The organism is Shewanella sp. S1-58-MNA-CIBAN-0166, assembly GCF_040310085.1.
GTDB lineage: Bacteria > Pseudomonadota > Gammaproteobacteria > Enterobacterales > Shewanellaceae > Shewanella.
The window spans coordinates 1-25,693 of sequence record NZ_JBEOPN010000044.1; the positions used below are offsets into that span (position 1 = coordinate 1).

General features: G+C 41.5%; 23 protein-coding genes and 1 tRNA gene. 7 read left to right on the forward strand and 17 right to left on the reverse strand.

Annotated elements, in window-relative coordinates; all coding sequences use genetic code 11:
* Window positions 1–444: 444 nt before the first annotated feature.
* From AAEY99_RS19570 to folB, 4 genes are all read right to left on the reverse strand, one after another.
* Window positions 445–1,293: a putative RNA methyltransferase gene (locus AAEY99_RS19570; RefSeq protein ID WP_351011658.1), complete on the reverse strand. Its 849-nt coding sequence runs from the start codon at window positions 1,291–1,293 to the stop codon at window positions 445–447.
* Between the two features lie 105 nt (window positions 1,294–1,398).
* The gene (locus AAEY99_RS19575) at window positions 1,399–2,199 is read right to left on the reverse strand and encodes an undecaprenyl-diphosphate phosphatase (protein WP_101088826.1); all 801 of its coding nucleotides are present in this window, start codon (window positions 2,197–2,199) and stop codon (window positions 1,399–1,401) included.
* 34 nt (window positions 2,200–2,233) lie between these two features.
* Window positions 2,234–2,749: a 2-amino-4-hydroxy-6-hydroxymethyldihydropteridine diphosphokinase gene (gene folK / locus AAEY99_RS19580; RefSeq protein ID WP_162023710.1), complete on the reverse strand. Its 516-nt coding sequence runs from the start codon at window positions 2,747–2,749 to the stop codon at window positions 2,234–2,236.
* A gap of 37 nt (window positions 2,750–2,786) precedes the next feature.
* Entirely contained in the window at window positions 2,787–3,140 is a 354-nt protein-coding gene (gene folB / locus AAEY99_RS19585; protein ID WP_011638438.1) for a dihydroneopterin aldolase, read from the reverse strand.
* Window positions 3,141–3,428: 288 nt separating this feature from the next.
* On the opposite strand from folB, the gene plsY reads away from it, so the two are divergent.
* Window positions 3,429–4,022 carry a glycerol-3-phosphate 1-O-acyltransferase PlsY gene (plsY, locus tag AAEY99_RS19590; RefSeq protein ID WP_502959515.1) on the forward strand — a complete coding sequence of 198 codons (594 nt, stop codon included), beginning with the start codon at window positions 3,429–3,431 and terminating at the stop codon, window positions 4,020–4,022.
* 75 nt (window positions 4,023–4,097) lie between these two features.
* On the opposite strand, the gene tsaD is transcribed toward plsY, so the two are convergent.
* On the reverse strand, window positions 4,098–5,114 hold the full coding sequence (gene tsaD / locus AAEY99_RS19595) for a tRNA (adenosine(37)-N6)-threonylcarbamoyltransferase complex transferase subunit TsaD (protein WP_351011660.1): 1,017 nt from the start codon (window positions 5,112–5,114) through the stop codon (window positions 4,098–4,100).
* Window positions 5,115–5,808: 694 nt separating this feature from the next.
* Here tsaD and rpsU point away from each other — a divergent pair.
* From rpsU to AAEY99_RS19625, 6 genes are all read left to right on the forward strand, one after another.
* Entirely contained in the window at window positions 5,809–6,024 is a 216-nt protein-coding gene (gene rpsU, locus AAEY99_RS19600; protein ID WP_006080725.1) for a 30S ribosomal protein S21, read from the forward strand.
* Between the two features lie 7 nt (window positions 6,025–6,031).
* A complete protein-coding gene (locus tag AAEY99_RS19605) occupies window positions 6,032–6,475 on the forward strand; it encodes a GatB/YqeY domain-containing protein (protein WP_101088821.1) in 444 nt (147 codons plus the stop codon).
* Between the two features lie 89 nt (window positions 6,476–6,564).
* On the forward strand, window positions 6,565–8,292 hold the full coding sequence (gene dnaG, locus AAEY99_RS19610) for a DNA primase (protein WP_101088820.1): 1,728 nt from the start codon (window positions 6,565–6,567) through the stop codon (window positions 8,290–8,292).
* A 150-nt stretch (window positions 8,293–8,442) separates the two neighbouring features.
* On the forward strand, window positions 8,443–10,278 hold the full coding sequence (gene rpoD / locus AAEY99_RS19615; protein ID WP_101088819.1) for an RNA polymerase sigma factor RpoD: 1,836 nt from the start codon (window positions 8,443–8,445) through the stop codon (window positions 10,276–10,278).
* A gap of 184 nt (window positions 10,279–10,462) precedes the next feature.
* Window positions 10,463–10,539, forward strand: a tRNA-Ile gene (locus AAEY99_RS19620).
* Window positions 10,540–10,827: 288 nt separating this feature from the next.
* Complete coding sequence (locus AAEY99_RS19625; RefSeq protein ID WP_351011662.1) at window positions 10,828–11,550, forward strand: helix-hairpin-helix domain-containing protein; 723 nt, start codon at window positions 10,828–10,830, stop codon at window positions 11,548–11,550.
* Window positions 11,551–11,712: 162 nt separating this feature from the next.
* Here the strand turns inward: AAEY99_RS19625 and AAEY99_RS19630 are convergent, their stop codons facing one another.
* From AAEY99_RS19630 to AAEY99_RS19685, 12 genes are all read right to left on the reverse strand, one after another.
* Window positions 11,713–12,342, reverse strand: a complete 630-nt coding sequence (locus tag AAEY99_RS19630) for a rolling circle replication-associated protein (RefSeq protein WP_351011664.1) — start codon at window positions 12,340–12,342, stop codon at window positions 11,713–11,715.
* Between the two features lie 295 nt (window positions 12,343–12,637).
* Window positions 12,638–13,060: a hypothetical protein gene (locus tag AAEY99_RS19635; RefSeq protein WP_351011666.1), complete on the reverse strand. Its 423-nt coding sequence runs from the start codon at window positions 13,058–13,060 to the stop codon at window positions 12,638–12,640.
* Window positions 13,060–13,245 (reverse strand): hypothetical protein, encoded by a 186-nt coding sequence (locus AAEY99_RS19640; RefSeq protein ID WP_351011667.1) that lies wholly within the window; start codon window positions 13,243–13,245, stop codon window positions 13,060–13,062. The genes AAEY99_RS19635 and AAEY99_RS19640 overlap by 1 nt, the downstream gene beginning before the upstream one ends.
* A 175-nt stretch (window positions 13,246–13,420) precedes the next feature.
* On the reverse strand, window positions 13,421–14,050 hold the full coding sequence (locus tag AAEY99_RS19645) for a hypothetical protein (RefSeq protein WP_351011669.1): 630 nt from the start codon (window positions 14,048–14,050) through the stop codon (window positions 13,421–13,423).
* Window positions 14,043–15,350: a tyrosine-type recombinase/integrase gene (locus AAEY99_RS19650; protein ID WP_351011671.1), complete on the reverse strand. Its 1,308-nt coding sequence runs from the start codon at window positions 15,348–15,350 to the stop codon at window positions 14,043–14,045. Before AAEY99_RS19650 ends, AAEY99_RS19645 begins: the two co-directional genes overlap by 8 nt.
* A 494-nt stretch (window positions 15,351–15,844) precedes the next feature.
* Window positions 15,845–17,503 carry a sensor domain-containing diguanylate cyclase gene (locus AAEY99_RS19655; RefSeq protein WP_351011673.1) on the reverse strand — a complete coding sequence of 553 codons (1,659 nt, stop codon included), beginning with the start codon at window positions 17,501–17,503 and terminating at the stop codon, window positions 15,845–15,847.
* A 235-nt stretch (window positions 17,504–17,738) separates the two neighbouring features.
* Complete coding sequence (locus AAEY99_RS19660) at window positions 17,739–18,461, reverse strand: DUF599 domain-containing protein (RefSeq protein ID WP_335692382.1); 723 nt, start codon at window positions 18,459–18,461, stop codon at window positions 17,739–17,741.
* 85 nt (window positions 18,462–18,546) lie between these two features.
* Window positions 18,547–19,206, reverse strand: a complete 660-nt coding sequence (locus AAEY99_RS19665) for an RluA family pseudouridine synthase (RefSeq protein ID WP_351011674.1) — start codon at window positions 19,204–19,206, stop codon at window positions 18,547–18,549.
* 94 nt (window positions 19,207–19,300) lie between these two features.
* Complete coding sequence (locus tag AAEY99_RS19670; RefSeq protein ID WP_351011676.1) at window positions 19,301–21,418, reverse strand: methyl-accepting chemotaxis protein; 2,118 nt, start codon at window positions 21,416–21,418, stop codon at window positions 19,301–19,303.
* 131 nt (window positions 21,419–21,549) lie between these two features.
* Complete coding sequence (gene gabT / locus AAEY99_RS19675; RefSeq protein WP_101088813.1) at window positions 21,550–22,824, reverse strand: 4-aminobutyrate--2-oxoglutarate transaminase; 1,275 nt, start codon at window positions 22,822–22,824, stop codon at window positions 21,550–21,552.
* Window positions 22,825–22,835: 11 nt separating this feature from the next.
* Complete coding sequence (gene gabD, locus AAEY99_RS19680; protein WP_335692385.1) at window positions 22,836–24,284, reverse strand: NADP-dependent succinate-semialdehyde dehydrogenase; 1,449 nt, start codon at window positions 24,282–24,284, stop codon at window positions 22,836–22,838.
* A gap of 69 nt (window positions 24,285–24,353) precedes the next feature.
* Window positions 24,354–25,640: an NAD(P)/FAD-dependent oxidoreductase gene (locus AAEY99_RS19685; protein WP_350999589.1), complete on the reverse strand. Its 1,287-nt coding sequence runs from the start codon at window positions 25,638–25,640 to the stop codon at window positions 24,354–24,356.
* Between the last annotated feature and the right edge of the window lie 53 nt (window positions 25,641–25,693).

Consider the following 25,693-nt stretch of genomic DNA (forward strand, 5'->3'; position numbering starts at 1 on the left):
TCAAGCGGTATCAAGCGGTATCAAGCGGTATCAAGCGGTATCAAGCGGTATCAAGCGGTATCAAGCGGTATCAAGCGAAAAATCTAAACACCTACAGCTTCTCCACACCAGCTTTTTCACTATTTAATCTATACATTGTTCAACCAGTTAATCTTTCTAAACAATCTCACAGATATCATCTGGATTGACCATTAACACAAAGTTCAATCCTAGCATTAGCTCTTATAGCATCTAGCAGCGAAGCGTCCTAGCCCTTAGGCTCTAACGCTCTCACCGCATTGTCGTCCTTATCGCTTGTCATCGATCGCAACCAATCTTAGCTTGTATATCATCTAGCCGCGAAGCGTCCTAGCCCTTAGGCTCTAACGCTCTCACCGCACTTTCATCTTATCGCTTGTTATCGCTTTCCATCAGCCTTCACGCTTGTTACCTATTTTGCCATTTTTATAAGCGTTTTTTGAGCGTTATAATCTGCCAGTCAAACTCTAGTTCACTAATTGCAGTAGATTTAACTTGATGCTTTAGCTGATCATTAGCACGCCAACCAAATACCGACATATCAAGCAATGTTAATGCCTGCTCACCGGTAACTGACTGAGTAAACACCACTTGTTGCTGGGCATCAATTTCCACATCATTGGGTAAATTTAACTGCAGCGGCTTTTCGACTAAGTCTGGATAAACTTGTTGTTTAATTTGCCATAAATGCCTAATACCAGGCTGCAACAATACAATTCGACCGTCATCTTTTAAAATCCGAATGCATTCTTTCCCTTTTAACGGTGAATCAAGCACCGTCACAATATCGACTGATTGCGAGGCAAAGGGCAATTTCTTTAACGCCAACAACAATAAATTCGCCGGTGTTTCAGATTTTGCCGCGGCAAAGATAGCATTTTCAGCATCGGTAATGCCCCAATGCTGGCACCATACATTGGCTTCCACTAACGCAGGCACAAGCTGACGTAAATAATAACCATCAGCACATTGGTAATCGATATGCTGTAATTGTGTGTCACCATTAGAGGTAGAGGCACATAAGTCCAGCAATACTGTTTGAAGTTGTTTAATTAACGGTGCAAACAAGCCTGTTTCTAATAAAAAATGTCGCCCGCGCATTTGTTGGCGAGACTCCACTTGCGGCTTACTCTTGCCCTTTACGTTGCTCAGCAGTGGCCAGTAACCATTAGGGTGTTTATCAAAATGATGTTTGTTGTCGCAATAAAATCCCGCTGAAGCTTGATGTTGATTTAGTGGAGCTGAACACACTGGACATAATAAAGATAAAGTCATAATTACACTGATAGTTAATTGAAAGACGGTAAAACAAACGGGTAGAAATACCTAGTGTGGTAAGCCTACCCGCTATGCAAATAAAAAGTCGCTTAAATACTTATATTAAAGATAGAGTAATCCAAGCAATAACGCACCAAGAGCAAGGCGATATAATACAAACGGCGTCATGCCTATTTTGCTAATAAATTTTAAAAAGAAATGAATACATAAATACGCAGCAACAAATGATACAACAATCCCTAAACCAAGCGCTTGGTAATCGATAGGTGCAGGACTACTGACTAAGTCTTTGGTCACCAGTAACGCGGCACCAAAGCTAACAGGAACAGACATAAGGAATGAAAAGCGAGCCGCGGCTTCACGGGTTAGCCCTAACATCAGTGCTGCTGTCATCGTGGCGCCAGAGCGCGACGTGCCAGGTATTAATGCCATAGCCTGTGCTAAACCGATAAGCAAAGCCTTTTTCCAACCCATTTGAAATTCAGTTAACTGTGCTTTTGACATTCTATCTGCCGCCCACAACAGCAAACCAAAAACAATCGTAGTTATTGCAATCACTAAAGTATTTCTGAAATGGGTTTCAATAAAGTCTTTGGCAGTAAATCCGACAATAACAGCAGGAATAGTCGCTAAAATAATCCACCAAGCAAGTTTACTTTCTTGAGTTTGTTGCTTGCTAGCTAAACTGGTAAACCAAGCTTTTGCCAGTACAACAATCTCATGGCGAAAATAAATGACCACGGCAAATAAAGAGCCTGTATTAACTGCGACATCAAATGATAAACCTTGATCTGCCCAACCTAATATTTGCGATGGTAAAATTAAATGTGCCGAGCTAGAAATAGGCAAAAACTCCGTAAGCCCTTGGATTAATGCCAGCAGAATAACTTGAAACGTTTCCATATTTGTCCTTGTTAGAGATTAACTTATCGATTAGTTATAACGTGTTAATGGGTAATAGTTCTGGTGGGAACTCAAATACAATAGGCCACAATTGTTGACACTGTTTGTCATAATTCTGCCAAAGTGTTTGATAGCTTTGTAACGTCACCGGATGAGACAGATTAGGGACTAATTCTGCCAAAGGCCACAATACAAACGCATTAAACAAAATTTCGCCACGAGGCAATTCAACGGGGATGTCACAAATAACATCGTCATACAGCAATAAGTCAATATCAAGGCTCCTCGGGCTGAATTTTTTCTCACCTCGAATACGGCCATTGTCTTGTTCAATTTGCTTAAATGTCGCCACAACCTGTGCAATTGATAAATCGGTATCAGCCGCAGCCACCATATTTAAAAAATTAGTGCCTTTAAACCCTACCGATTCACTCTCAAAAACCCGTGATAATTGTAATGGGCCAAAATATTGTTGTAAATCAACCAAACCGGCTTTCAGGTGTTTCTCTGGCGAAATATTAGTGCCCAAACTTATGTAAATACGTGCCATTGACTGACCTAATGCTAAACAGTAAAAAAAATAACAGTTAAATGCTACCGCGTTCGATCTCGACACCGACAGAAACAGCATGAGGTATTGCACCAGGCTTCATCACAACCACTTTAACCCAAGGCACATTAAATTCGTCTTGCAAACAATGCGCAATCATTTCAGCAACAGTTTCAATCAGCTCTATCGGATTCTCAGTAATCAATGCCGTTAAACGATTTGATACCGTTTCATAACACAATGCATTTTCGTAACTATCACTAGCGGCCGCAAGACGATTATCCCATGCCATATCTAAATCGATAAGCAATGTTTGATGAAGTTTTTTTTCCCACTCATAGATACCAATAATGGTCTCTATCGCTAACTGGCGAATGAGTACTTTATCCATATAAATTCCTACCTTAACCGATGTAAAAAGACGTTAAGTTCATCCTAATCAAACTTTATTACCGATTATATGCCTAATATGCACATTTAAGCTTTTTCCTAATGAATTAAAGCAGTAGGATAGGCGCTGTTGTTCAATTAACATCAATTAACATCAATTAAATGGTTAATGTTAACGCGAAGACAGCTTCAGTGGATACTAAAATGACTTGTCTTACAAATGAATGCGCGATGATACCCTAAGAAGAGTAAGGAAACCAATTTGAACGCCGTTACAGTCACCATTTTGATGATCATTACCGCCTACCTAGCGGGTTCGATCTCAAGTGCCGTACTGGTTTGTAAATTAAGAGGTTTACCTGATCCAAGAACCAGCGGCTCCGGCAATCCCGGTGCCACTAATGTGCTACGCATTGGTGGCGTCAGTTCTGCAGCGCTTGTGTTATTTTTTGACATGCTCAAAGGCGCCCTGCCTTCTTATCTGGGCTATAAAATGGGACTTGATGCAGCATCATTAGGTTTTATCGCTGTCAGCGCCTGCCTAGGGCATATATTCCCAATATTTTTTGGCTTTAAAGGCGGAAAAGGTGTTGCAACGGCCTTTGGTGCAATGGCCCCCATTGGAGGTGATTTAGCGCTATGCCTCATCCTCACTTGGATTGTGTTTTTACTATTAACGCGTTATTCCTCTGTAGCCGCTATGGCAACCGCAACTTTAGCGCCCTTTTTTACTTGGTGGTTAGACGAACGTTTTATTCTGCCTGTTGCGATGCTATCAACCCTTATTTTAATCCGCCACAAAGACAATATTGGCCGTTTGCGCCATGGCGAAGAAAGTAAGGTCACACGAAAAAAATCCATAAAAAAACCCAACACCAAATAGTATTAGGTTTTCTTGGCGGCTTGAAAGTAAATCATTACTTTTAAGTTTACCGACTCAAACACGCTAACTCATCAATTAGTCTACTGCAGGCAGCGTATCCAAAGGCCATCTAGGCTGACCTTTAACCTCAAGCCCCTCTATATGCCCTGCACGTAAACGCTGTAATCCAGCGTAAGCAATCATGGCACCATTGTCAGTACAAAACTCCCCACGAGGATAATACACTTGACCGCCTAACTTGGTCATCATCTCTGCCAATGTCTCACGTAAGCGAGTATTAGCACTTACACCACCGGCAATCACCAAACGTGTATAACCTGTTTGCTTCAAGGCTCGTTTACATTTTATCGCAAGGGTATCAACAACTGCTTCTTCAAATGCACGGGCAATATTGGCACGAGTCTGTTCATCATTTGGTTCTGCAGCAATCGTATTTGCGGTAAATGTTTTCAATCCAGAAAAACTAAAATCTAAACCTGGCCTGTCCGTCATTGGACGTGGAAACTTATACCCCGCAGGCAAGCCTTTCTGGGCTAGTTTGGCTAAACGAGGGCCGCCAGGATAATCTAATCCCATGAGCTTGGCGGTCTTATCAAACGCTTCGCCTGCAGCATCATCGACAGATTCACCTAACACTTGATATCGTCCAATGCCTTCAACTTGCACTAACATTGAATGGCCGCCAGACACTAACAAGGCTAAAAAAGGAAATTCAGGCGCATTGTCTTCCAGCATGGGTGCCAATAAATGTCCTTCCATATGATGCACACCGATCGCCGGTTTATTCCATGCATACGCTAAAGAGCGTCCCACACAAGCGCCAACAAGTAATGCACCAATTAGCCCAGGACCTTTGGTATAAGCAACACCGTCGATATTATCTAGGCTTGAATTAGCCTCTGATAAAGCCTGCTTAATCAATGGAACAATTTTGCGAACATGATCACGAGAGGCAAGCTCAGGCACAACACCACCATAATCGGCGTGCAATTTAACTTGGCTGTATAGCACATGCGACAATAAGCCTAATTTATCGTCATACACTGCAACCCCAGTCTCGTCACAGGATGTCTCAATACCAATAACCCGCATAATCTCTCGTCTTCATTAAAAATAAGGCCGCCAATTCTACCCGTCTCAGCGTAAATACTCCAATGTTTAACGATTAAATACCTATCCTTCTAAGTAAGCTTATAAGTAAGAGATCAACTCAAGACTCTGAACCAGCGAAACATAGATAACAAACCGATTTTAAACAGTCACAATTGGTGTTAAATACACTTACCAAGGGGCAACCATGATATTGTCCATGCGCGTTACCTAACAAAACAGGCACTGCAGTACAACTAGCGACTCAAACGAATAGACATATAACGGCTACTTTTTCCTAAATAACCTGAACTTAAGATAACAAATTCCTCCCAAACAGCCCTTTGCCTTGCTAACGTCGAGATTCTTTACACAAGAAGACTTGCAATAAGCCCACTATTGACGCGTCATTTCGCCTTGTTAGTAAAAAATGACAAGTTTGATAGAGGTTAATTACTAAAATTATGATATTTATAATTATATTCTCAACTCTATATACCGAGTTCAGGTTAAATATTAAAAAAATGAAACAGTGGGCTATTTCCCCGAAGAGAAAATCAATCAGGGGTTTACAAATGGTCGCCGCTCGGTGTAAAATTCCGCACCATTTTAAATAGCCTTTGGTTTGAGTGAAGTCACTAAAAATGTTTAGTCGATTTAATCATCCAACATAACTACACCTAAGGGGTGATGGCGTATGCCAATTATTAAAGTACGTGAAAACGAACCATTCGACGTAGCTCTTCGTCGTTTCAAGCGCTCTTGTGAAAAAGCTGGTATTTTAGCTGACGTGCGTGCTCGTGAATTTTACGAGAAGCCAACTACTGCCCGTAAGCGTGCAAAAGCAGCTGCAGTTAAGCGTCTAGCTAAGAAGCTTTCTCGCGAAAACGCACGTCGCGTACGTTTATATTAATCTCATTATGAACTTAACCGATCAGCTAAAAGACCACATGAAAGATGCCATGCGCGCTAAAGATAAAGTGCGCTTAGGAACAATTCGTATGGCACTGTCTGCCATCAAACAGATTGAAGTGGATACCCGCGAAACTCTGACTGATGAACAGACAATAGCTGTATTAACCAAAATGGTTAAACAACGCCGTGATTCGATTGCTCAATATGAAGCAGCGAATCGTCCGGAGTTGGCAGCCGTAGAAGCAGATGAAATTCGAGTTATCGAAAATTTTCTGCCTACACCGCTAACAGAAGATGAAGTAGCAGCGATTATCGATGCTACTATTATTGATGTTGGTGCTGCATCCATGGCGGATATGGGTAAAGTAATGGGAGCATTAAAAACTAAAGTTCAAGGCCGTGCAGATATGAGTGCTATTGGTACAATGATCCGCGCTAAATTGAAGTAATCAATTTTTAATGTTGAATAAGCCGTGCACTTGCACGGCTTGTTTGTTTACATCAGTTGATAAAGTAAATTCGAGAACAACAGCAATCAATGGCGATACCTCGTGATTTTATCAATGAGCTAATAGCTCGAATAGACATAGTCGATCTCATTGACCGTAAAGTGCCGTTGAAAAAAGCCGGTAAGAACCATTCGGCTTGTTGTCCTTTTCATAGCGAAAAATCACCCTCTTTTACCGTCAGCAGAGACAAACAGTTTTACCACTGTTTTGGTTGCGGTGCCCATGGCAATGCTATTGATTTTGTCATGGAATATGATCGCCTAGAATTTGTTGATGCCATTGAAGAACTTGCAGGTCAACTTGGTCTTGCCGTACCACGAGAGCAAGGCACAGGGAAAAGGCCAGATCAAGGATTAAGTCGAGACTTATACGAACTGATGGAAGAAGCTAACCTCTTCTATCAAAGCCAACTTAGGCAGCATACAGACAAACAAAAAGTTGTCGATTATCTTGAATTTCGCGGATTATCGAGTGACGTTGTTGAGCAGTTCGGCATTGGGTTTGCACCCGATGGTTGGGATGGTTTACTGGGTCGTTACAGGCAAAATTTGCCCGCCCAAGATAAATTACTGACCGCAGGCATGTTAATTGCCAATGATAGCGGTAAACGCTATGACCGTTTTCGCGACAGATTAATGTTCCCAATACGCGATCGTCGTGGTCGTGTGGTTGGATTTGGAGGAAGAGTTTTGGGTGACGGCACCCCAAAATACTTGAATTCTCCAGAAACGCCCATATTTCATAAGGGTAATGAGCTTTATGGTTTATATGAGCTAAAGCAAAAACACCGTGACCCACTACATGTGTTAATTGTTGAAGGGTATATGGATGTCGTCGCACTCGCCCAATTTGGGATTGATTATGCGGTTGCATCGTTAGGTACATCGACTACAGCTGAACAATTTCAGCTTTTAGTGCGTAGTGCAAAACAAGTGGTCTGTTGTTATGACGGTGACCGCGCAGGCCGCGAAGCAGCTTGGCGTGCACTAGAAACAGCGCTACCACTGTTAAAACCGGGTGACCAAGTCAAGTTTATGTTTCTACCGCAAGGTGAAGACCCTGACACTATGGTCCGCAAAATTGGCAAAGAAGCATTCGAAGCATTAATGCAAAAAGCCATGTTACTGCCCGAGTTTTTGTTTGACACATTAAGTGCTAACCACGGTACCGATAAAGGGGCATTAGCCAAGCAAGCCATTGCGCTAATCGAAAAGGTACAAGATACCGTCCTACAGAATTTACTGTTAGAAAATTTAGCACACAAATTAGGCATGAACAGTAGCGAAGATTTAAAGAAAAAATTAGGTTTTACTGTAAAACAGCCAAAACCGTTAAATGCGAAAGGCTTACAAGGTCGTGGTACGCCATTAAGATTGGCCATTGCCCTACTGGTCCAAAACCCAAGTTTAGGCTTTGGTTTGGCAAAACAGCCTGCACTAGATCGATTACAGATGACCGGCATAGAATTGCTCAATCATTTGTTAGATATAACTCGAGAGCAAACGTTAAACAGCGCACAACTACTTGAAATGCATAGAGAGCATAATCAAAAGAGCACTCTAATAAAGCTAGCCCAATGGGAACATCAAGTGGCGGATGAAAACGTATTGCCAGAGTTTAAGCAAACCCTGATTTGGTTAAACAACCAATATATTGAACAACGATATCAGGAATTAAGCCTAAAACAGGCTTTAACGAAAGTTGAAAAAATGCAGCTAACAAAGCTGATTTCTATAATGAAAGGCATAGCGAAGTAATACGCAATTTATTCGTGAAGAATATGCGTACAAACATTGCCATGGACTAGCTAAGGTTAGTCCACACAGCTATAATTGACGATTTGCGCGCCACTTAGCACAGCTAACTGGCCTATCGTTTTATCAGTTACCCAAAATTGGATGATATCTATGGATCACACTCCGCAGTCGCAACTCAAACTGTTGCTCGCTAAAGGTAAAGAGCAAGGTTACTTAACCTATGCAGAAGTGAACGACCACTTACCTGCAGACATGGTCGATTCCGATCAGATTGAAGATATTATCCAGATGATAAATGACATGGGTATCCGCGTTTTTGAAGAAGCGCCAGATGCCGATGACATGATGATGTCGGAAGACAACACAGACGAAGATGCTGCAGAAGAAGCAGCGGCAGCTCTCGCAACCGTAGAAAGTGAGTTAGGCCGAACCACAGACCCTGTCCGCATGTATATGCGCGAAATGGGCACGGTAGAGCTACTTACTCGCGAAGGCGAAATTGTTATTGCTAAACGTATCGAAGAAGGTATCAACACAGTACAGAGTTCTGTCAGTGAGTACCCTCAAGCGATCGCAATGATCTTAGAGCAATTCGATAAGTATGAAGCTGAAGAATTGCGCTTGTCTGATATTATCTCTGGATTTATCAATCCTGACGACGATGACGTCGCACCAACTGCCACCAATGTTGGTTCAGAATTAGCTGACTCTAAAAATGATGATGATGACGATGACGACGATGATGACGATGAGGAAGAGGAAGAAGGCAACAAAGGGCCAGACCCTGAAGAAGCCAAAGAAAAATTCACTCAACTCAGAGAAGCCTACGAAAAAAGCTTAGGAATTATTGCCGAAAAAGGCCGTGACCACCCTGAAGCTATTGGCTCATTATTTGTTATTGGCGAATTATTCAAAGAATTCCGTTTAGTACCTAAACAGTTTGACCGTTTAGTGAAAAGCATGCGCAACATGATGGACCGCGTACGAATTCAAGAACGTCTAGTCATTAAGCTTTGTGTTGAACACGCTAAGATGCCAAAGAAAAACTTTATTAAGGCTTTCACTGGTAACGAAACAAACTTAGATTGGTTTAACAAAGAAAAAGAAAGCACTAAGCCTTACGCTGAAGGTTTGCGTATGATCACCGATGACGTAACGCGTTGTGTGACCAAGCTAGGTGCTATCGAAGTTGAAACAGATTTAACCATCGCAGGCATTAAAGACATTAACCGTCGTATGTCTATCGGTGAAGCGAAAGCTCGTCGTGCGAAAAAAGAAATGGTTGAAGCTAACTTACGTTTGGTTATTTCTATTGCCAAAAAGTACACCAACCGTGGTTTACAGTTCTTGGATTTAATCCAAGAAGGTAACATTGGTTTGATGAAAGCAGTAGATAAGTTTGAATACCGCCGTGGTTACAAGTTCTCGACTTATGCAACGTGGTGGATCCGTCAGGCAATCACTCGTTCAATCGCCGACCAAGCACGTACGATCCGTATTCCAGTACACATGATCGAAACGATTAACAAGCTGAACCGTATTTCTCGTCAAATGCTTCAAGAAATGGGCCGTGAACCGTCTCCTGAAGAATTGGCAGAACGTATGATGATGCCTGAAGATAAGATTCGTAAGGTGCTGAAAATCGCTAAAGAGCCAATCTCAATGGAAACCCCAATCGGTGACGATGAAGATTCGCATTTAGGTGATTTTATCGAGGATACTACCCTCGAGCTACCACTTGACTCAGCAACTAGCGAAAGTCTAAAGAACGCCACACACGAAGTGTTAGCTGGCCTAACAGCCCGTGAAGCAAAAGTACTGCGTATGCGTTTTGGTATCGATATGAATACTGACCACACGTTAGAAGAAGTGGGTAAGCAATTTGATGTTACACGTGAACGTATTCGTCAAATTGAAGCTAAAGCGTTACGTAAATTACGTCACCCTTCTCGCTCAGAAATCTTAAAGTCGTTCTTAGACGAATAAGCTCACTGAAAAAATAGTATAAAAACCTGCTTCGGCAGGTTTTTTTATGTCCAAAAACGCAATAATTGCTTAACAGATAACCAATTGAAACAAGATAAGTAAATACAACTAAAAACACGGGTGACAAGTGCCAACAAACTTCGTATACTTTCCCCGCTTTCGATAGTGACGACTATCTTAAGTCGGCCCCTTAGCTCAGTTGGTTAGAGCATACGACTCATAATCGTCAGGTCCCCAGTTCGAGTCTGGGAGGGGCCACCAATTAAGATAAGCCGTAGTAGGTTAGCGCCTACTACGGCTTTTTCGTATCTGCTCAAATTGCCTGTAGTTGTGCCTGTATTAGTAGCAATAAGTGTTGCTTTCGAAAGGCTTAGTCCTACTCGCAAGCAGCAATTTAAAGCTGGTACAACACTGAATTTTTAGTTAGCTTACAATTACGCTTCACAAGAGTGTTAATTTTAAGACTTTACCTTCTTACATCGGTGCTTTGCCTAGATTAATAATTCCTGTCAAAATGCCACCTCACATGTGTGGGTTAAGAGGATAGATATGAAGATTTTCAATATTATTTTCCGCTTATTAACAAGCTCGATCTACTCAAAGCCTTCAAAGCAGCACATCACACTCAGCCTAAAGAAATCCGCTGATTTGAATAATGGAATGATTTTCCATCCTACGCTACAACTAAGCACACCATTATGGATTTTAAAAAAGTCTGGTGAAGTTTATACAGGAAAAGGGAATCCTCCAGATTACGGAGGACAAAAGCATGGGATTTGGATCTCAAAGCTTGGCAGTGAGTTCGATTTTCTGGATGAAGGGTCAACTGCGGCTTCAGATGCTGGACCTGTTGATGAAAAGCAATATTTAAAATATGCCATTGGATTGCTATCAATTTTTGACTCTACTGCCAATATTCATGACAAGATGGATCTCGCCAGCCGTTACTCAAGCAAAAATAAACAACTAAGATTAATTGAAAAAAAAATCTGTGAATACTACAACGAAGAGAACATCTGCAATGTTATGTCACGATTTATTCCAATAGAGGACAGCTTAACCTACTTCAGAGATAAGGCTGGATTTCTACATTTGATTAAAGGTGTTAACAGAAAGATTTTATCTGCGCTCGAGTCAGAAGGGATTACTACCATTAATCAACTATTGCCATTAACAGAATCAGATTTATTGAAAATAAAAGGGGTTGGGAAAATTACAGCCGCCAACATTTTTATTGAAATTCATAATGTTATAAAGATTACTCGCTCATAAAATCAGATTTCATCAAGTCATTTTGGCAAAGAAAACATTCCGAAACCTTGACACAACCTTGCCTCAACCTTAGCTATTAATGTCCACTTTCGACAATAAAAAGCCCCGCTAATTGCAGGGCATAGTGAACAACATATAGTTAACCTGTTAGAAAGATCCTTACTAAAACTTACTTTGAGTTTTTATAGTCCCTAAAGGCTTTAAACGACTCATTCCATGATCTTTAGTTTGAACAGGGCGATTGCCTTTGCCTTTGCCTTTAGATATGTATGACAGATGATAAAGCGCATCTAACCGACTCTGTTCATCATTCACAAAATGATATGGTCTCCCTGTGGAACCAATTGAACCTCCTAAGTTTTCCCATGCCTCCCTTATTCTGGGCGTGATAGAGTGAGATGTTCGGTATTTATCGCCATCTAGCCATAAATACAAATGGTAGTGCGCCCCCTCGCCACGCTCTAACTCTCGACACCAATGAAAACCAAATTCATTAATGCCTAACTCCTTAGCAAAGCGATAACGTAATCGCTTAAGTAACAGTGTCATCACTTTATTGGTTGACTGCGAATATCCCAGATGAAGTTGAGCGATCACCATTATTTGACGCCTCCAACAGTCCAAACCTCTATCAAACTGCTCGAATGATTTTTTAATAGTCGCAGTGTAAACACCAGAACCTTTAGCATTCACTGCGATGACTTGCCCTCGATGCTTTACAGTGCCACTTTTTGAAATATGCTTTCGGCCTGATGTGTTCTTTGTGCCTCGACCTCTATTAGTAATTACCATAAACATTAGAGCTTTTAATTAGGGATAATATAAAAAACCGCTCTAAAGTACAGAAAGTGAAACGGCCACTAAGCGCGTCAACTCTGGCTAAACTTGAAATTAAATTAGTCAAAACCGCCAATTTTTTTTCTAGTCAAAACCGCTAAATATTTACAACTCCAAAATATCAAGTTTTGTGAAGTGGTAAGATTGTATTTATTCATAATTGAGTTACTCTAAAAAGGCTGATGGTCTACAGTTTGCCGACCAAAACCACCAGCAACTTACCCAGAGCGTCTAGCTAATTGCTAGGCGCTTAATTATTTCCGCTTTCCAAACCCAATAAGTGATCCTCTGCCTCACTCAATTCAGCCCTTGCCTTGCTAGTTCTCGCTTTATCGTGAATGGATAGCGTTAAGCTTTCTCTTTTCAGTTCTACGCGCCTTTCGGCTCTCGCTCTGGCATCAAGCATTGGATCTCCCGATAAATGCCTAGGGTCAAGACTACGGCTGACAATGATTCCTTTATCGTCAAATTCAGGAATGATATTCCAATGTCCATAGGTATCATTTTTTAATGCCTGCAACTGAGATCGACAATTGACGCCTAACTCGATAAATATGTGAATTTCAGGTACAGGCTTACCGTTAGCGAGTAACGCCAATAGTCGATAAGCCTTAGTGTTAGCCTTGGGGATAGCACTTGCTGGTGAAGTTTTGAGGAGTAGTTGGAAGCTCATTACTTTGCCTCCATCTGTGTCTGACCATTTTCAAACTTGATTAGCTGATCTTCTGTCCAACCTAAAAGGACTTTACCAGCCCTTTTAGGTGGCTCTAAGGTCTTGTCTTTAGCCCACCATCTCCAGATAGTTCGATAGTTTTTATTGTAGCGTTTTTCTAAATCGGAATAGGTAAAATAAATCATGTTATGTCTCCAAATAAGTTCTCATGAACGTATCTGAAATGTACATGTCAATTTACTTCCGAAGGGTAGACAAAGTTTTATCGGGTTAAAAAATTAATGCAATATTAACTAAAACACTAATTAAATATACAAGATTACTAAGAGTTAGTTATCTATGTTAAATGTACTCAGCTGATTATTTTTTTTGACTAGCAGTTATAGATTCAATAGCTCTTTGATGCGCTTCTTCTAGCTTTGCAAATACTTCCTTCTTAGTTAATATGTCTGTTTCATCGTTGCCAATAGAAACAACTTGAAGGTGTTCATTACCCATAAGTTGTTCATCTTTTCTTTTGAGTTTTAACGCTCGAATAAGAGGTGCTATGTCACAAAGTAAGTCAGGTAATTCGTTCACGTTGCCATCAATAGCCGCACCAATTTCATTAAACTTTTCAGTTATATTTTCCTTGGTAAATATGTATTCCTTATCACTGCCAAAAAAAGTTACAAGATAGTTATTATCATCGGTAGTTTTGAGATCAAACTTTAACCCTGATAGAGGTTTGTTTATGATTCGCTCTAGCTCTTTTGCACCAGTTATCCCGCGATTGATGTAAAATCCCTTAAAATTTTTCACCAACCTTGTAGCATCTCTAACTTCACCCCCTTTCACCTCAATTTTGGATTTACCTTCCGCTGAAGGGTATGCGTATCTGACTGTATCATCCCATGTTGGTTTTGACTCTAACCTACGATGTAATAACACCTTGAGCATGAATTCGTCTGTACGATACATTTTCCCCTTTTTAGGTCCTCGATTACCCATGCTTACGGCCTCCAAATGGTATAACCTTCGCTTCAACCCCATTCAAGCGGGCTTCCCACTTTCTTAATGCCTCACGTTTTTCATTAAGGTAGCTATAACGGTCATAGTGCTTTGAACTGACATCATTAAGGGCATGATTTTGTAATCTATCACGCAGTTCTTTAGACACGCCCAGCTCGCCCATAAGCGTTTTACAGGTTCGCCTAATATCACGGGCAACAAAAGCTTTATATTCAGGATAAGCTTCACGATAACGGCTAATGGCCTTTGAAAAACTATCGGTCCTCAGGTGCTGCTGGTGGTCATTCTTTCTTGGAAATATAAACGGGCTACCTTCAGATTTATCCTGTAAAATCCTAAGTAATTCTATTGCGCTATCTGTTAACGGGATCAAGTGTGAACGCTTGTTTTTGCTGACATCAGGAGTAATTAATAATGTTTTTTCTTCCCAGTTAATCGACTCCCAGCGACTTGCCACCAACTCGAAAGGCCGCTGACCTCCCGTATTAAAACAAAGTGACATTAATGCCGACACCATTGGACCAACGCGATTAACTGTAGAGAAGTTTTCAAGTAGAAATCGAACTTCTTCGAGTAATAACCAAGTTTCACCAACTTTCTCAGCCTTGGATTGCTTAGCTACAACTTGAGCGGGATTAGTTGATAAGCCAAACTTAACCCCTGTATGCGCCTGTGCTGGGTTTAAATCATGTTTTAAGCCGTAGTTATAAGCTGCGACAATATAGCTTCTAACACGGTTAGATTGAACAATAGCGCCACGTTGGATCATGCTAGATAGGATTGGGACTATATCTGTCGGCTTAACATCTTTGGCTTTAGTTGATGGTGGTATATGAGAATAAACTTCTTTTTCAAGTGCTTTTAGTACAGCCGCATAGGTGCGTTTACCATCTTCTTTCATCTGTGAAGTGTAAGAAGTAAAAAGCTGTTGAACGCTGCCTTTTACGGCTTCAGCTTGTTCCCTAGCCTTGGTTAATTGTTGCTGCTTTTCTAATTCTAATTTTGGATTTAAGTCTTTCGCTAACATTTCTGCGTATTTATCACACTCGCTTTGAGCCATTGTCATAACGAAGTTATCAGATACAAGTCCCATTCTAATAAACTGCCGCTTACCATCAATAAAATACCTGTATATCCATCGCTTTGTTCCAGTAGAACTAACCTCAACGCCTAAACGACCTTTTCCACGCTCACTGGTGGCTCTGTAAGACTCATATCGCTTACCCGTTATTTTTAACCCTACGACTTGGTTATAAGTTTTAAAAGTAACTGTAGTCATGACAATTGCCTGTAGTTGTGCCTGTAGTAAGCGCAAGAAAATATAAGATACCTTAAGACAATATACTAAATATCATAAACAAAAAAGCCCTATATAGCAGGGCTTCAGGAGTATTTGGCTATCTCATCAAGTTTCATGTTATATCTAAAGAAACACGACTCATAATCGTCAGGTCCCCAGTTCGAGTCTGGGAGGGCCACCAATTCTGATAAGCCGTAGTAGGTTAATACCTACTACGGCTTTTTCATATCTGGCGTTCTGTGTTGTAGCAAATGTGTAGCAGATACTTAAATAAAAGTCAGTAATTGAAGGAATTTGAATCCGCTTGCCATTTTGATAGTTATGCAAATCACCAACCATCAAATAACTCCACGATAAGCGCTTATAACGCTCTTGAACAATCTGCGTGATGCATTAGAGGATAGCCAATCGGCTTAAGTAAAAACCAAGGTAACTAATTTAAGCTTCGCTATCGTATATGCCTCAGCTTCTTTCTAGCCAATAATGTCATCAACTACTATCTTGTTTCGACCCGATCCTTTAGCGTTGTACAAAGCGCTATCAGCTCGTTGGAACCATTCTTTAAAAGGCTCTTCAATACGCAGAGTTGCCATGCCGGCACTAAAGGTTAACTTGTCAATTGGCGCAAAGTCCATCTGTGAGATTTTTTGACGTAGCGCTTCAATATGTTTAAAGACCATAGCCGAGGTCGCTTCTGGTATTAAAATCACAAACTCTTCTCCTCCCCAGCGACAGATGAGATTTTCTTTGCGCATATTTATAGACAGCTCATCCGCAAAACGGCACAAAATATCATCACCAACATTGTGGCCAAACTCATCATTAATCTTTTTGAAATGATCTATGTCTAATATGACTAGAGTAACAGGGAAATGATGTCGCTTAGCGCGGGAGATCTCTTTATCAACCAGAGCACTAAAAGCTCGACGATTATAAAGCAAGGTTAACGGGTCTTTAGAGGCAAGCTGTTCAAGCTTTTCATTTTGCTGATTAAGCAGTAAGTTTTTGTCGGTGATTTCTTGGGTTCGATGATTGACCATTTGTTCTAAATGGATAGTGTGTAAATGTATTTTTTGAAGACTATCGTGGAAAGCTTTAGACAGTTGACCTATTTCATCATCTGAATCGATTATTTTTAGATAACTTTTTTTATCTTTAACAGAGGCTTTTACATCTTTGGTCAGTTGCACGATTGGTTTTGTTATTCTATTGGATAGTTCACTGATGAGTAATAAAAATATCACCATCAAAATGATCGAAGTGACTAAAACGTCGTACATTATTGTATATATAGCGTGAAAAATTTCAGACTCTTTAGTTGTGACAAACAAGGTCCAGCCAGGCAGATAATCAACTTTTGAAAATGTGACTATCTTCGATTCATTTAATTTGGCATCCCTATAACGACCGTAGCCATCATTTTGTAATTTAGTTTGTCGGACTATTTTATAAAATCCTGGATAATCAGCACTTTCTGTCATTGAAAGTTTATTCTTCATTATAAAACTTTTATTCGGATGTGAAACCATTAAGCCATTCGAGTCAGTTAACCAAGCGTAACTCTCTTTTGCGAGCTTAATTTCTGCTAATTTAGCGGAGATGATGGTGAGAGGCACCGCCACTGCAAGTGTTCCTATCCAGTTATTTTGCGTGTCTAAAATAGGTACTCCCACCATGATAACGGGGGCCTTTTCAAACCGAGTGATTACTGGCGTGCTAATATTATATTCTTTGCCCACCCATTGTTCAGCTCGTATAAATGAAGAATGAGTGACTTTATTTGTATTACCTAACACATCAGTTAAATTTAAATTTTTGTCTACATAAATAGCATTAATGAAATTACCACGCCCCATTGTCATCAGCCTTTGCAGCTGTCGAGCGATAGTCGCTTTATCACCTAGCTTTGTCTTTGGGTTATTGCTGAGCATTTTTAACATAACAACATATCGAGCAAACTCTTGGCTGAGGAGGTTTGCGTGCATTTTCGAAATTTTGGTAGAGTTTTCTAATGCTAAATCCAGTACACGATCACGCTCATTGATAAATATAGTGATTAAAAGCACAGACGTGAAAGCTATCATGACTAAAGAGAAAATAGTGATAACCTTGGCTTTTATACTATGAAACATATCACCCCTGAAAACGTTTGCTTAACACACTAAAATATATATAAATCACAAAAAATTGATGACACTTAATGGTATAGACTGGTGGTTAGCATTATGTCGTACTGATGCAATACCATTAAATCATGATTGCATAGACTTTGAATTGAACACATAAACTCACTCAAATCATCTTGCATTAAGTCATGTTATTACGCCATATCCGTTAATGTTAACAAACAATGCATGTTTTTTGAGGTTAATCTCGACCAATATAAGCTGGATTCTTTTCTAAATAGGCCTGTGCTGCAGTGATAGCAACCACGGCTTTAGAATTAAATTCACGTTGGTACAAGGTATATACCACAAATAAACTGGCTAAAATGAACATTCCTGGATGCATAAACCAGCACAGCGCCGCCATAGAGTAGTAATAAGAACGTAAGCCATAGTTATATGAATGCGCCGCTTGATCTTGTACCACGGCCATTTGCCTTGCATAGCCCAATGCATTTTTATCGCTACCGGTTTTATCTAATGGTGCCGCGCCAATCATAATATTCACAAAACCATATTGACGCATTGACCAGGTAAATTGGAAAAATGCTAGCACGAAAATCCCAGCTAAAAGAGCCAGTTTGATCTGTACCAGCGCGTGATTAGGCGACGAGGTGAAGGGAATAGAACCAATCACGGTTTCAAGCTTTTCAACCTGCGAAAATAACGTCAACACACCCGCCAGGATCAGTAAAGTTGTTGAAGCAAAGAAGGCAATATTGCGTTCTAAATTAGCCAATAATGCCGCTTCCGCTACGCGTATCTCTTTGGCTATTACCTGCGACATCCAATGAATACGTTGCTGATGCATTACTCGTGCAATGCAATTAGAGGTTTTGGCTTTACGACGGGCAAAACCGGTATACCCTATCCAACTAACTAAAAATACAATTAAAGCCAGCGAATCTAACCATGAAATCACCATGCTGATTAACCTATGTAAGAATAAATAATAGATTGATTATGCATCAGTTTTCACCATGCTTACATTAGTTTGTTGCTAGAAGTGGTTAAAATGGGCTTGGGCAAACAAAATCAATCCGTTGTTCTGTTACTGGATGAGTGAACGATAATGAAGTGGCATGCAACATTAATCGGTCCGACATCGCTTGCGAATAGTCATTACCATATAAGTCACAACCTAAAATAGGATGGCCTATTTGCTGGCTGTGTATGCGTAGCTGATGAGTTCGACCGGTAATAGGGGTAAAGGTGACCCGTGTTGATAGCCTTTGTTGATGACGTTCAATTACTTGATATTGACTGTGAGCGGGTTTGCCAGTTTGCTGACAAATTTTCATAAACGGGAAATTATCGCTATCTTTGGCGATCGGTAATTCAATATCACCATGTTGCTCAACCAAATCACCATATAACACTGCAGTGTAGGTTTTTGTGACAGTACGTAGCTGAAATTGTTTAGTTAATAATCCATTAATCTCTTTGTTTAGCGCCACTAACATAATACCTGACGTACCAAAATCGAGACGGTGTACTAACGTAGCCGTTGGATAATCTTGCACTAAACGATGATGTACTGAATCCTTGTTTAATGGATTCTTCCCCGAGAGACTTAACAATCCCGTCGGTTTATTGATCAATAACAAATGTTCATCTTGGTATAAAACCTCAATGTTGCCATCGCAGGGTGGAGCAATAAATTCAGCCATAATATCTTAGTGGTAACTATCTAAGCGGGAATAATAATAGAAAAGGTGGCTTGTAAGCCACCTTTCATACTGTTCGCGCTAGGTTAAAGCAGGGTTAAGTTCGTAATCGTCCCAATTGCTGATGCTGCTGCTGAACTAAATCAGCTAGGCTGTCACTGCTCTGCTGAGCACTGTCAGCCAGCTGAGATAACTCAGCAGCCGAGTCTGAAATGCCAGTAATGTTACGATTGACCTCTTCGGTTACCGCACTCTGCTCTTCAGCTGCGGTAGCGATGTGGGTCACTTGACCTGACACTTGGTTAATTTGTTCAACGATGGCATTCAGCGATTGTAATGCTAGCTGAGTTTGCTCAACCGCTTTTTGTGCGCCTTGGGCACCTTTATCAATAATGCTCGAGGCATTTTTAACTTCTTTTTGTAACGACTCAATTAAGGTACTAATTTCATTAGTCGACGTTTGAGTTCGAGACGCAAGGGTTCTGACTTCATCGGCAACAACAGCAAAGCCTCGACCTTGTTCCCCCGCTCTGGCAGCCTCAATAGCCGCATTTAACGCTAATAGGTTAGTCTGCTCTGCAATGGAACTGATCACCTCTAAAATACGGCTAATATTGGCGCTGCTTTGCGACACCATACCTACCGCTTGCTGAGCTTGTGCTGAATCACCCGAGACTCCCTCAACAAATACCATTGCTTGAGTTAACCGCGACTGACCGTCTTTCACATTAACCGTCATAGATTCGGTTTCCATTGCGGTTTGCTCAGAAGCTTTAGCCACTTCAAGCGCGGTGGCGCTCATTTGATTAACCGCTGTTACCACACTTTCAATTTCACCATATTGGCGATTAACACTTTCGCGTGTGTGCTTAGCAATGTCTGCCGATTTTATGCTTTCTTGTTGCGAACGGTCGGCAAGAATTTTGAGTTCGGAAATGAGATGGCGCAATTTAGCAATGAAGGCATTAATACCACTGCCTAATGCAATTAACTCCGCATGGGCATCGACTTCTATCGCTTGAGTTAAGTCGCCTTCGGCGCTGGCAAGGTTTTCGACGCGAGCTTGGATCATATTAAGCGGCGCAATAATGCTGCGAATAACCAAACTGATAATAAGCACCGCAATAACTGTGACAATAATACCGATGGTTAATAGCAAGCTGCCCAGAGACATCGCCATGTCATTCATGGCGGTATTCATATGATCTACCGCCATAAACGCTTGGGTTTTCGGCACTTCAATAATCAATGACCAAGTTGCATTCGCAATAGGGATATTAATAGGATATGCCACGGCAATGGTGGTTGGTTCATTTACGAACCCCGATGAACTATTTAATGCCAACAGCTTTTTAGCTAATTCTGGCCCGACAGATTCACTAAAAGGTCGTGCAAATTTTTTATAATGGCTAGCAGCCACCACAAACCCTTTCTGGCTTACCAAGGTCACCTTAGCTTGTCCACCATACAAACTTTTAGATAATTGCATAATCATGGTTTGAAATATCGGCAAGTTAATATCAACGCCAACGAGACCTTTAAATTGGTTATCCACTATAACGGGCACGGTTAACGAGGTCATGAGTGCAGTATTGCCTGGAGTGATTTCGTACAAATATGGTTCCATTAAGCACGGCTTTTTACTGTCTTTGGCACACAAATACCACTCAGCTTCGCGAACGCCAAACTCATTTAACGTGGTAACGTATTTTTCAGCCGCTTCATCAACTTGATTCTGCTCTACTGTGCCGTCATCATTGCGGGTGTAGTAAATTTCTAATGTGCCCGCATTCGGTACACTGTGGCTGTCACCTTGAAGATAACTGTCATCGAGACCATCATAGCCATTAGGTTCAAATTGCGCATACATCGATGATATGATGTTATTTTTCTGCAATATTGCCGCAAGCGATAACTCAACCCGCTCACGACTTAAAGGATCTTTTTTTGAGGTTTGTTCCAGTAAGCCTGCAAACGAAAAGGGAACCCGATAAGCTTCATTGATAAATCCGGCAATACGCTCACCATACTCACCCGCTCTTGCTGAGAGTTTGTCATTAATCTCTTGTTGTAACGCAACCTCAACCTCTGCGGCCAAACTGGTATTCTTGTCTTTTAACCCTAGCCATAAACTTAAAGAGAGTGTAATGACTGTGGCAACAAATAACGCCGAGGTGATCCATAACAACTTTGACTTAATGGATAATGCCTTCATTCAATTGAGCTCCCGCTTTAGTATTAATTTTCAGATATAATAAAGTGTAGTCAGCTTTAAAAATTAAGTAAGTATGAGATATAAAAAATCCCGTAAAAACGGGATTCTATTGATTATTCTGATAAAAGCCGCTATTTAAACACGGTCTGAAATGTAGAGTCCATAATCGCAAGACCAGTATCAATTTGTGCATCTGGCGCAGTTAATGGTACCAGCACTCGGATAACGTTGCCGTAAGTACCACAAGACAATAAAATCAGTCCGCGGTTACGTGCTTCAGTTAAAATCTTACCACTGTACTGCGGAGCAGGTTCACCATCTTCCATTAACTCAATGGCGATCATTGCACCCAATCCACGCACATCAGCAATTTGCGGATACTTAGCTTGCATATCAGTGAGTGCCGACTTAAGCCGATGACCAACTTCATTAGCTCGGGCCAATAATTGTTCTTCTTCAAACACTTCAATAACCGCTAACGCAGCAGCGCAGGCAATCGGGCTACCACCATAAGTACCACCTAAGCCACCAGCGGTAACAGCATCCATGACTTCTGCTTTACCGGTAATACCTGATAGTGGGAAACCACCCGCTATAGACTTGGCAAAGGTAGTAATGTCTGCGGCTACACCCATTTGCTCCATCGCAAAAAAAGTACCAGTACGACCTGCGCCGGTTTGTACTTCATCGGCAATTAATACAATGCCATGGTTGTCGCACAATTCACGTAAGCGCTTCATAAATGATGGCGTAACCGCGTAAAAGCCACCCTCACCTTGTACCGGCTCTAAAATAATTGCGGCAATATCGGCAGGCTCAGCATCATTCTTAAAAATACGCTCAATTGATGCCATAGCATCATCTTCAGACACGCCATGCATTTCACACGGAAATTCAGCTCGGAACACGTTGGCAGACATTAAGCCCATGCCTTTACTGTAGGGTGCTACTTTGCCAGTTAATGCTAACGCAGCGATGGTTCGACCATGATAGCCAGAGGTAAATGCGATAACCCCAGCACGCTTGGTATAAGCACGGGCTACTTTTACTGCGTTTTCTACCGCCTCAGAACCACTGGTAAATAAGGCGGTTTTTTTAGCAAAATCACCCGGTACCAAATGGTTAAGTTTTTCACATACCGCAATGTAACTTTCGTAACCCAACACCATAAAACATGTATGAGAAAATGCATCTAACTGCGCTGCCACTGCCGCTTTAACTTTAGGGTGTAAATGACCAGTATTGAGTACCGCAATACCACCGGCAAAGTCGATATATTCACGACCTTCAACATCCCATACTGTGGCGTTTTCAGCACGTTCAGTAAAAATTGGGTGAATTTGTCCTACACCTTGAGCCACTGCCGCTTGGCGACGAGCCATTAATCCATCATTTGTTTTAGTCATAGCCCGCTCTCTTAAACTGACATGCAGATATATTTCATTTCAAGGTATTCTTCGATACCAAATTTTGAGCCTTCGCGGCCTAATCCAGACGATTTAATGCCACCAAATGGCGCGACTTCGGTCGAGATTAATCCGGTGTTAACGCCCACCATACCGTATTCAAGTGCTTCTGCTACTTTGTAAACCAGCGAAATATCACGGCCATAAAAGTAAGCGGCTAAGCCAAATTCAGTGTCATTAGCTTGTTTAATCACATCATCTACTGAGTCGAATTTGAATAGCGGTGCTAATGGGCCAAAAGTCTCTTCTTTGGCAACTAACATCGATTTATCAACGTCACGTAAAATAGTAGGTTCAAAGAAAAAGCCACCTAAGCTATGTGTTTTACCGCCAGTGACGATACTTGCGCCTTTAGCAACCGCATCGGCTAAATGACGCTGTACTTTAGTCACTGCATCAGCATTGATTAACGGGCCGATATTCACCCCTGTATCCACGCCATTACCGACGCTTAATTTAGCCACTGCGGCAGCAAACTTTTGGGTGAATTGCTCATACACCCCTGCTTGGACATAAATACGGTTGGCACACACACAGGTTTGACCGGCATTACGGTATTTAGCAATCATTGCGCCATCAACGGCGGCATCAATATCGGCATCATTAAAAACGATAAACGGTGCATTACCACCTAGCTCCAATGACAGTTTTTTAAGTGTTGGAGCACATTGCTCCATTAACTTAATTCCTACCGCAGTTGAACCAGTAAAAGATAATTTACGCACAATAGGGCTTTCACATAAAGCATTACCAATCGCAATCGCATCACCAGTAATAACACTAAACACACCAGCAGGAATGCCCGCACGATGTGCAAGCTCAGCTAATGCTAATGCGGTAAATGGAGTTTGCGGCGCAGGCTTAACGACCATAGTACAACCGGCTGCTAGTGCAGGCCCGGCTTTACGGGTGATCATCGCAGCAGGGAAATTCCACGGGGTAATCGCCGCAGTCACGCCAACAGGTTGCTTAATAACAGTCAGTCTTTTATCTGCTTGATGACCTGGAATGGTATCACCATAGATACGCTTAGCTTCTTCGGCAAACCATTCGATAAACGAGGCAGCATAGGTTACTTCACCTCTTGATTCTGCCAGCGGTTTACCTTGCTCGGTCGTCATCATCAACGCTAGGTCTTCAGCATTTTCATGCATTAACTCAAACCAACGGCGTAACTTCTGGCTACGCTCTTTTGCAGTCAGCGCGCGCCATGCAGGTAAGGCATTATTGGCTGCTGTAATGGCTGCTTCGGTTTCTGCTTTGCCCATAACAGGCACATTACCGATGATTTCTTGGGTAGCAGGGTTAGCTATAGCAACCGTTTCGCCGCTGTTAGCACCCACCCATAGGCCATCGATATAACATTGTTCATGCAATAAGCTTGGATCATTTAAAATCACAATGCGCTCCTACTAAATTCTAATAAAACTCAGTTAATCATTAACAGCCAGCTGGTAATCAACTGATGGTTATATGCCAAACTTGTCACGTAACGTGTAATACCACGCACCTAAGGCACTAAACGGCACTCTAAGTGCATGCCCGCCAGGGAATGGATAATGCGGCAATGCGGCAAAGGCATCAAAACGTGTGGCTTGACCATTAAGCATTTCGGCAATTAACTTACCGGCTAAATGAGTATAGGTAACCCCATGACCACTACAGCCTTGTGAGTAATAAATATTATCGCCAATACGGCCAACTTGTGGCAGGCGCGATAACGTCATTAAAAAGTTACCCGTCCAAGCATAGTCAACTTTAATCCCTTTTAACTGCGGAAAGGTCTTTAATAGTTTAGGCATAATCAAGGCTTCAACGTTGGCCGGATCGCGAGCACCATAAACCACGCCACCACCAAAAATAAGGCGTTTATCGCCAGTAAGACGGTAATAATCTAATAAGTAGTTACAGTCTTCAACGCAATAGTCTTGCGGTAGTAAACTCGCAGCTATTTCATCTGACAATGGTTCAGTGGTAATCACTTGAGTACCACAAGGCATGGATTTAGCTTGTAGCTCTGGCAATAATTTACCTAAATAAGCATTACCAGCTACCACTACAAATTTACAGTTAACTTGGCCTTGTGCTGTGTGCACAACCGGTGATGCGCCATCGTCCACTTTAATGACAGCTGAATCTTCGAAAATCAATCCACCAAGGGATTCCACCGCACGGGCTTCACCTAATGCAAGGTTTAGAGGATGAATATGGCCACCGCTTTTATCGAGTAAACCACCGACATATAAATCGGTATTAACCACTTTGCGAATGCCATCCTGGTCGAGTAACTCTAATTGATTGTTATGACCATGAGCTTCCCATAATGATTTTTGACTCTGTAAATGGCCCATTTGCTTGGCGTTCATGGCGGCAAAAACACCACCATCTTTTAAGTCGCAATCAATGTTGTATTTGGCAATACGGTCACGAATAATCTGACCACCTTCGAACGCCATTTGACCAAATAGTTTAGCTTGTTCTTTGCCGACAACGCCTTCGATAGAATCAATGTCACGACTAAAAGAATTGACAATTTGACCGCCGTTTCGACCTGATGCTCCCCAGCCAATTCTTGCCGCTTCAAGCACCACAACTTTCATGCCGCTTTCTAATAAATGTAACGCAGAAGACAAACCAGTATAGCCCGCGCCAATAACACAAACATCTGTTTCAATTGTAGATTCTAAGCGAGGACGTTCGACTTTATCATTAGCCGATGCAGCATAATATGAACTAGCATGAGGTGTGGCGGACATAGCACTTCCTTTATAGGTTCAAAACGTAATTCAACTCACTCATCCTACACTTA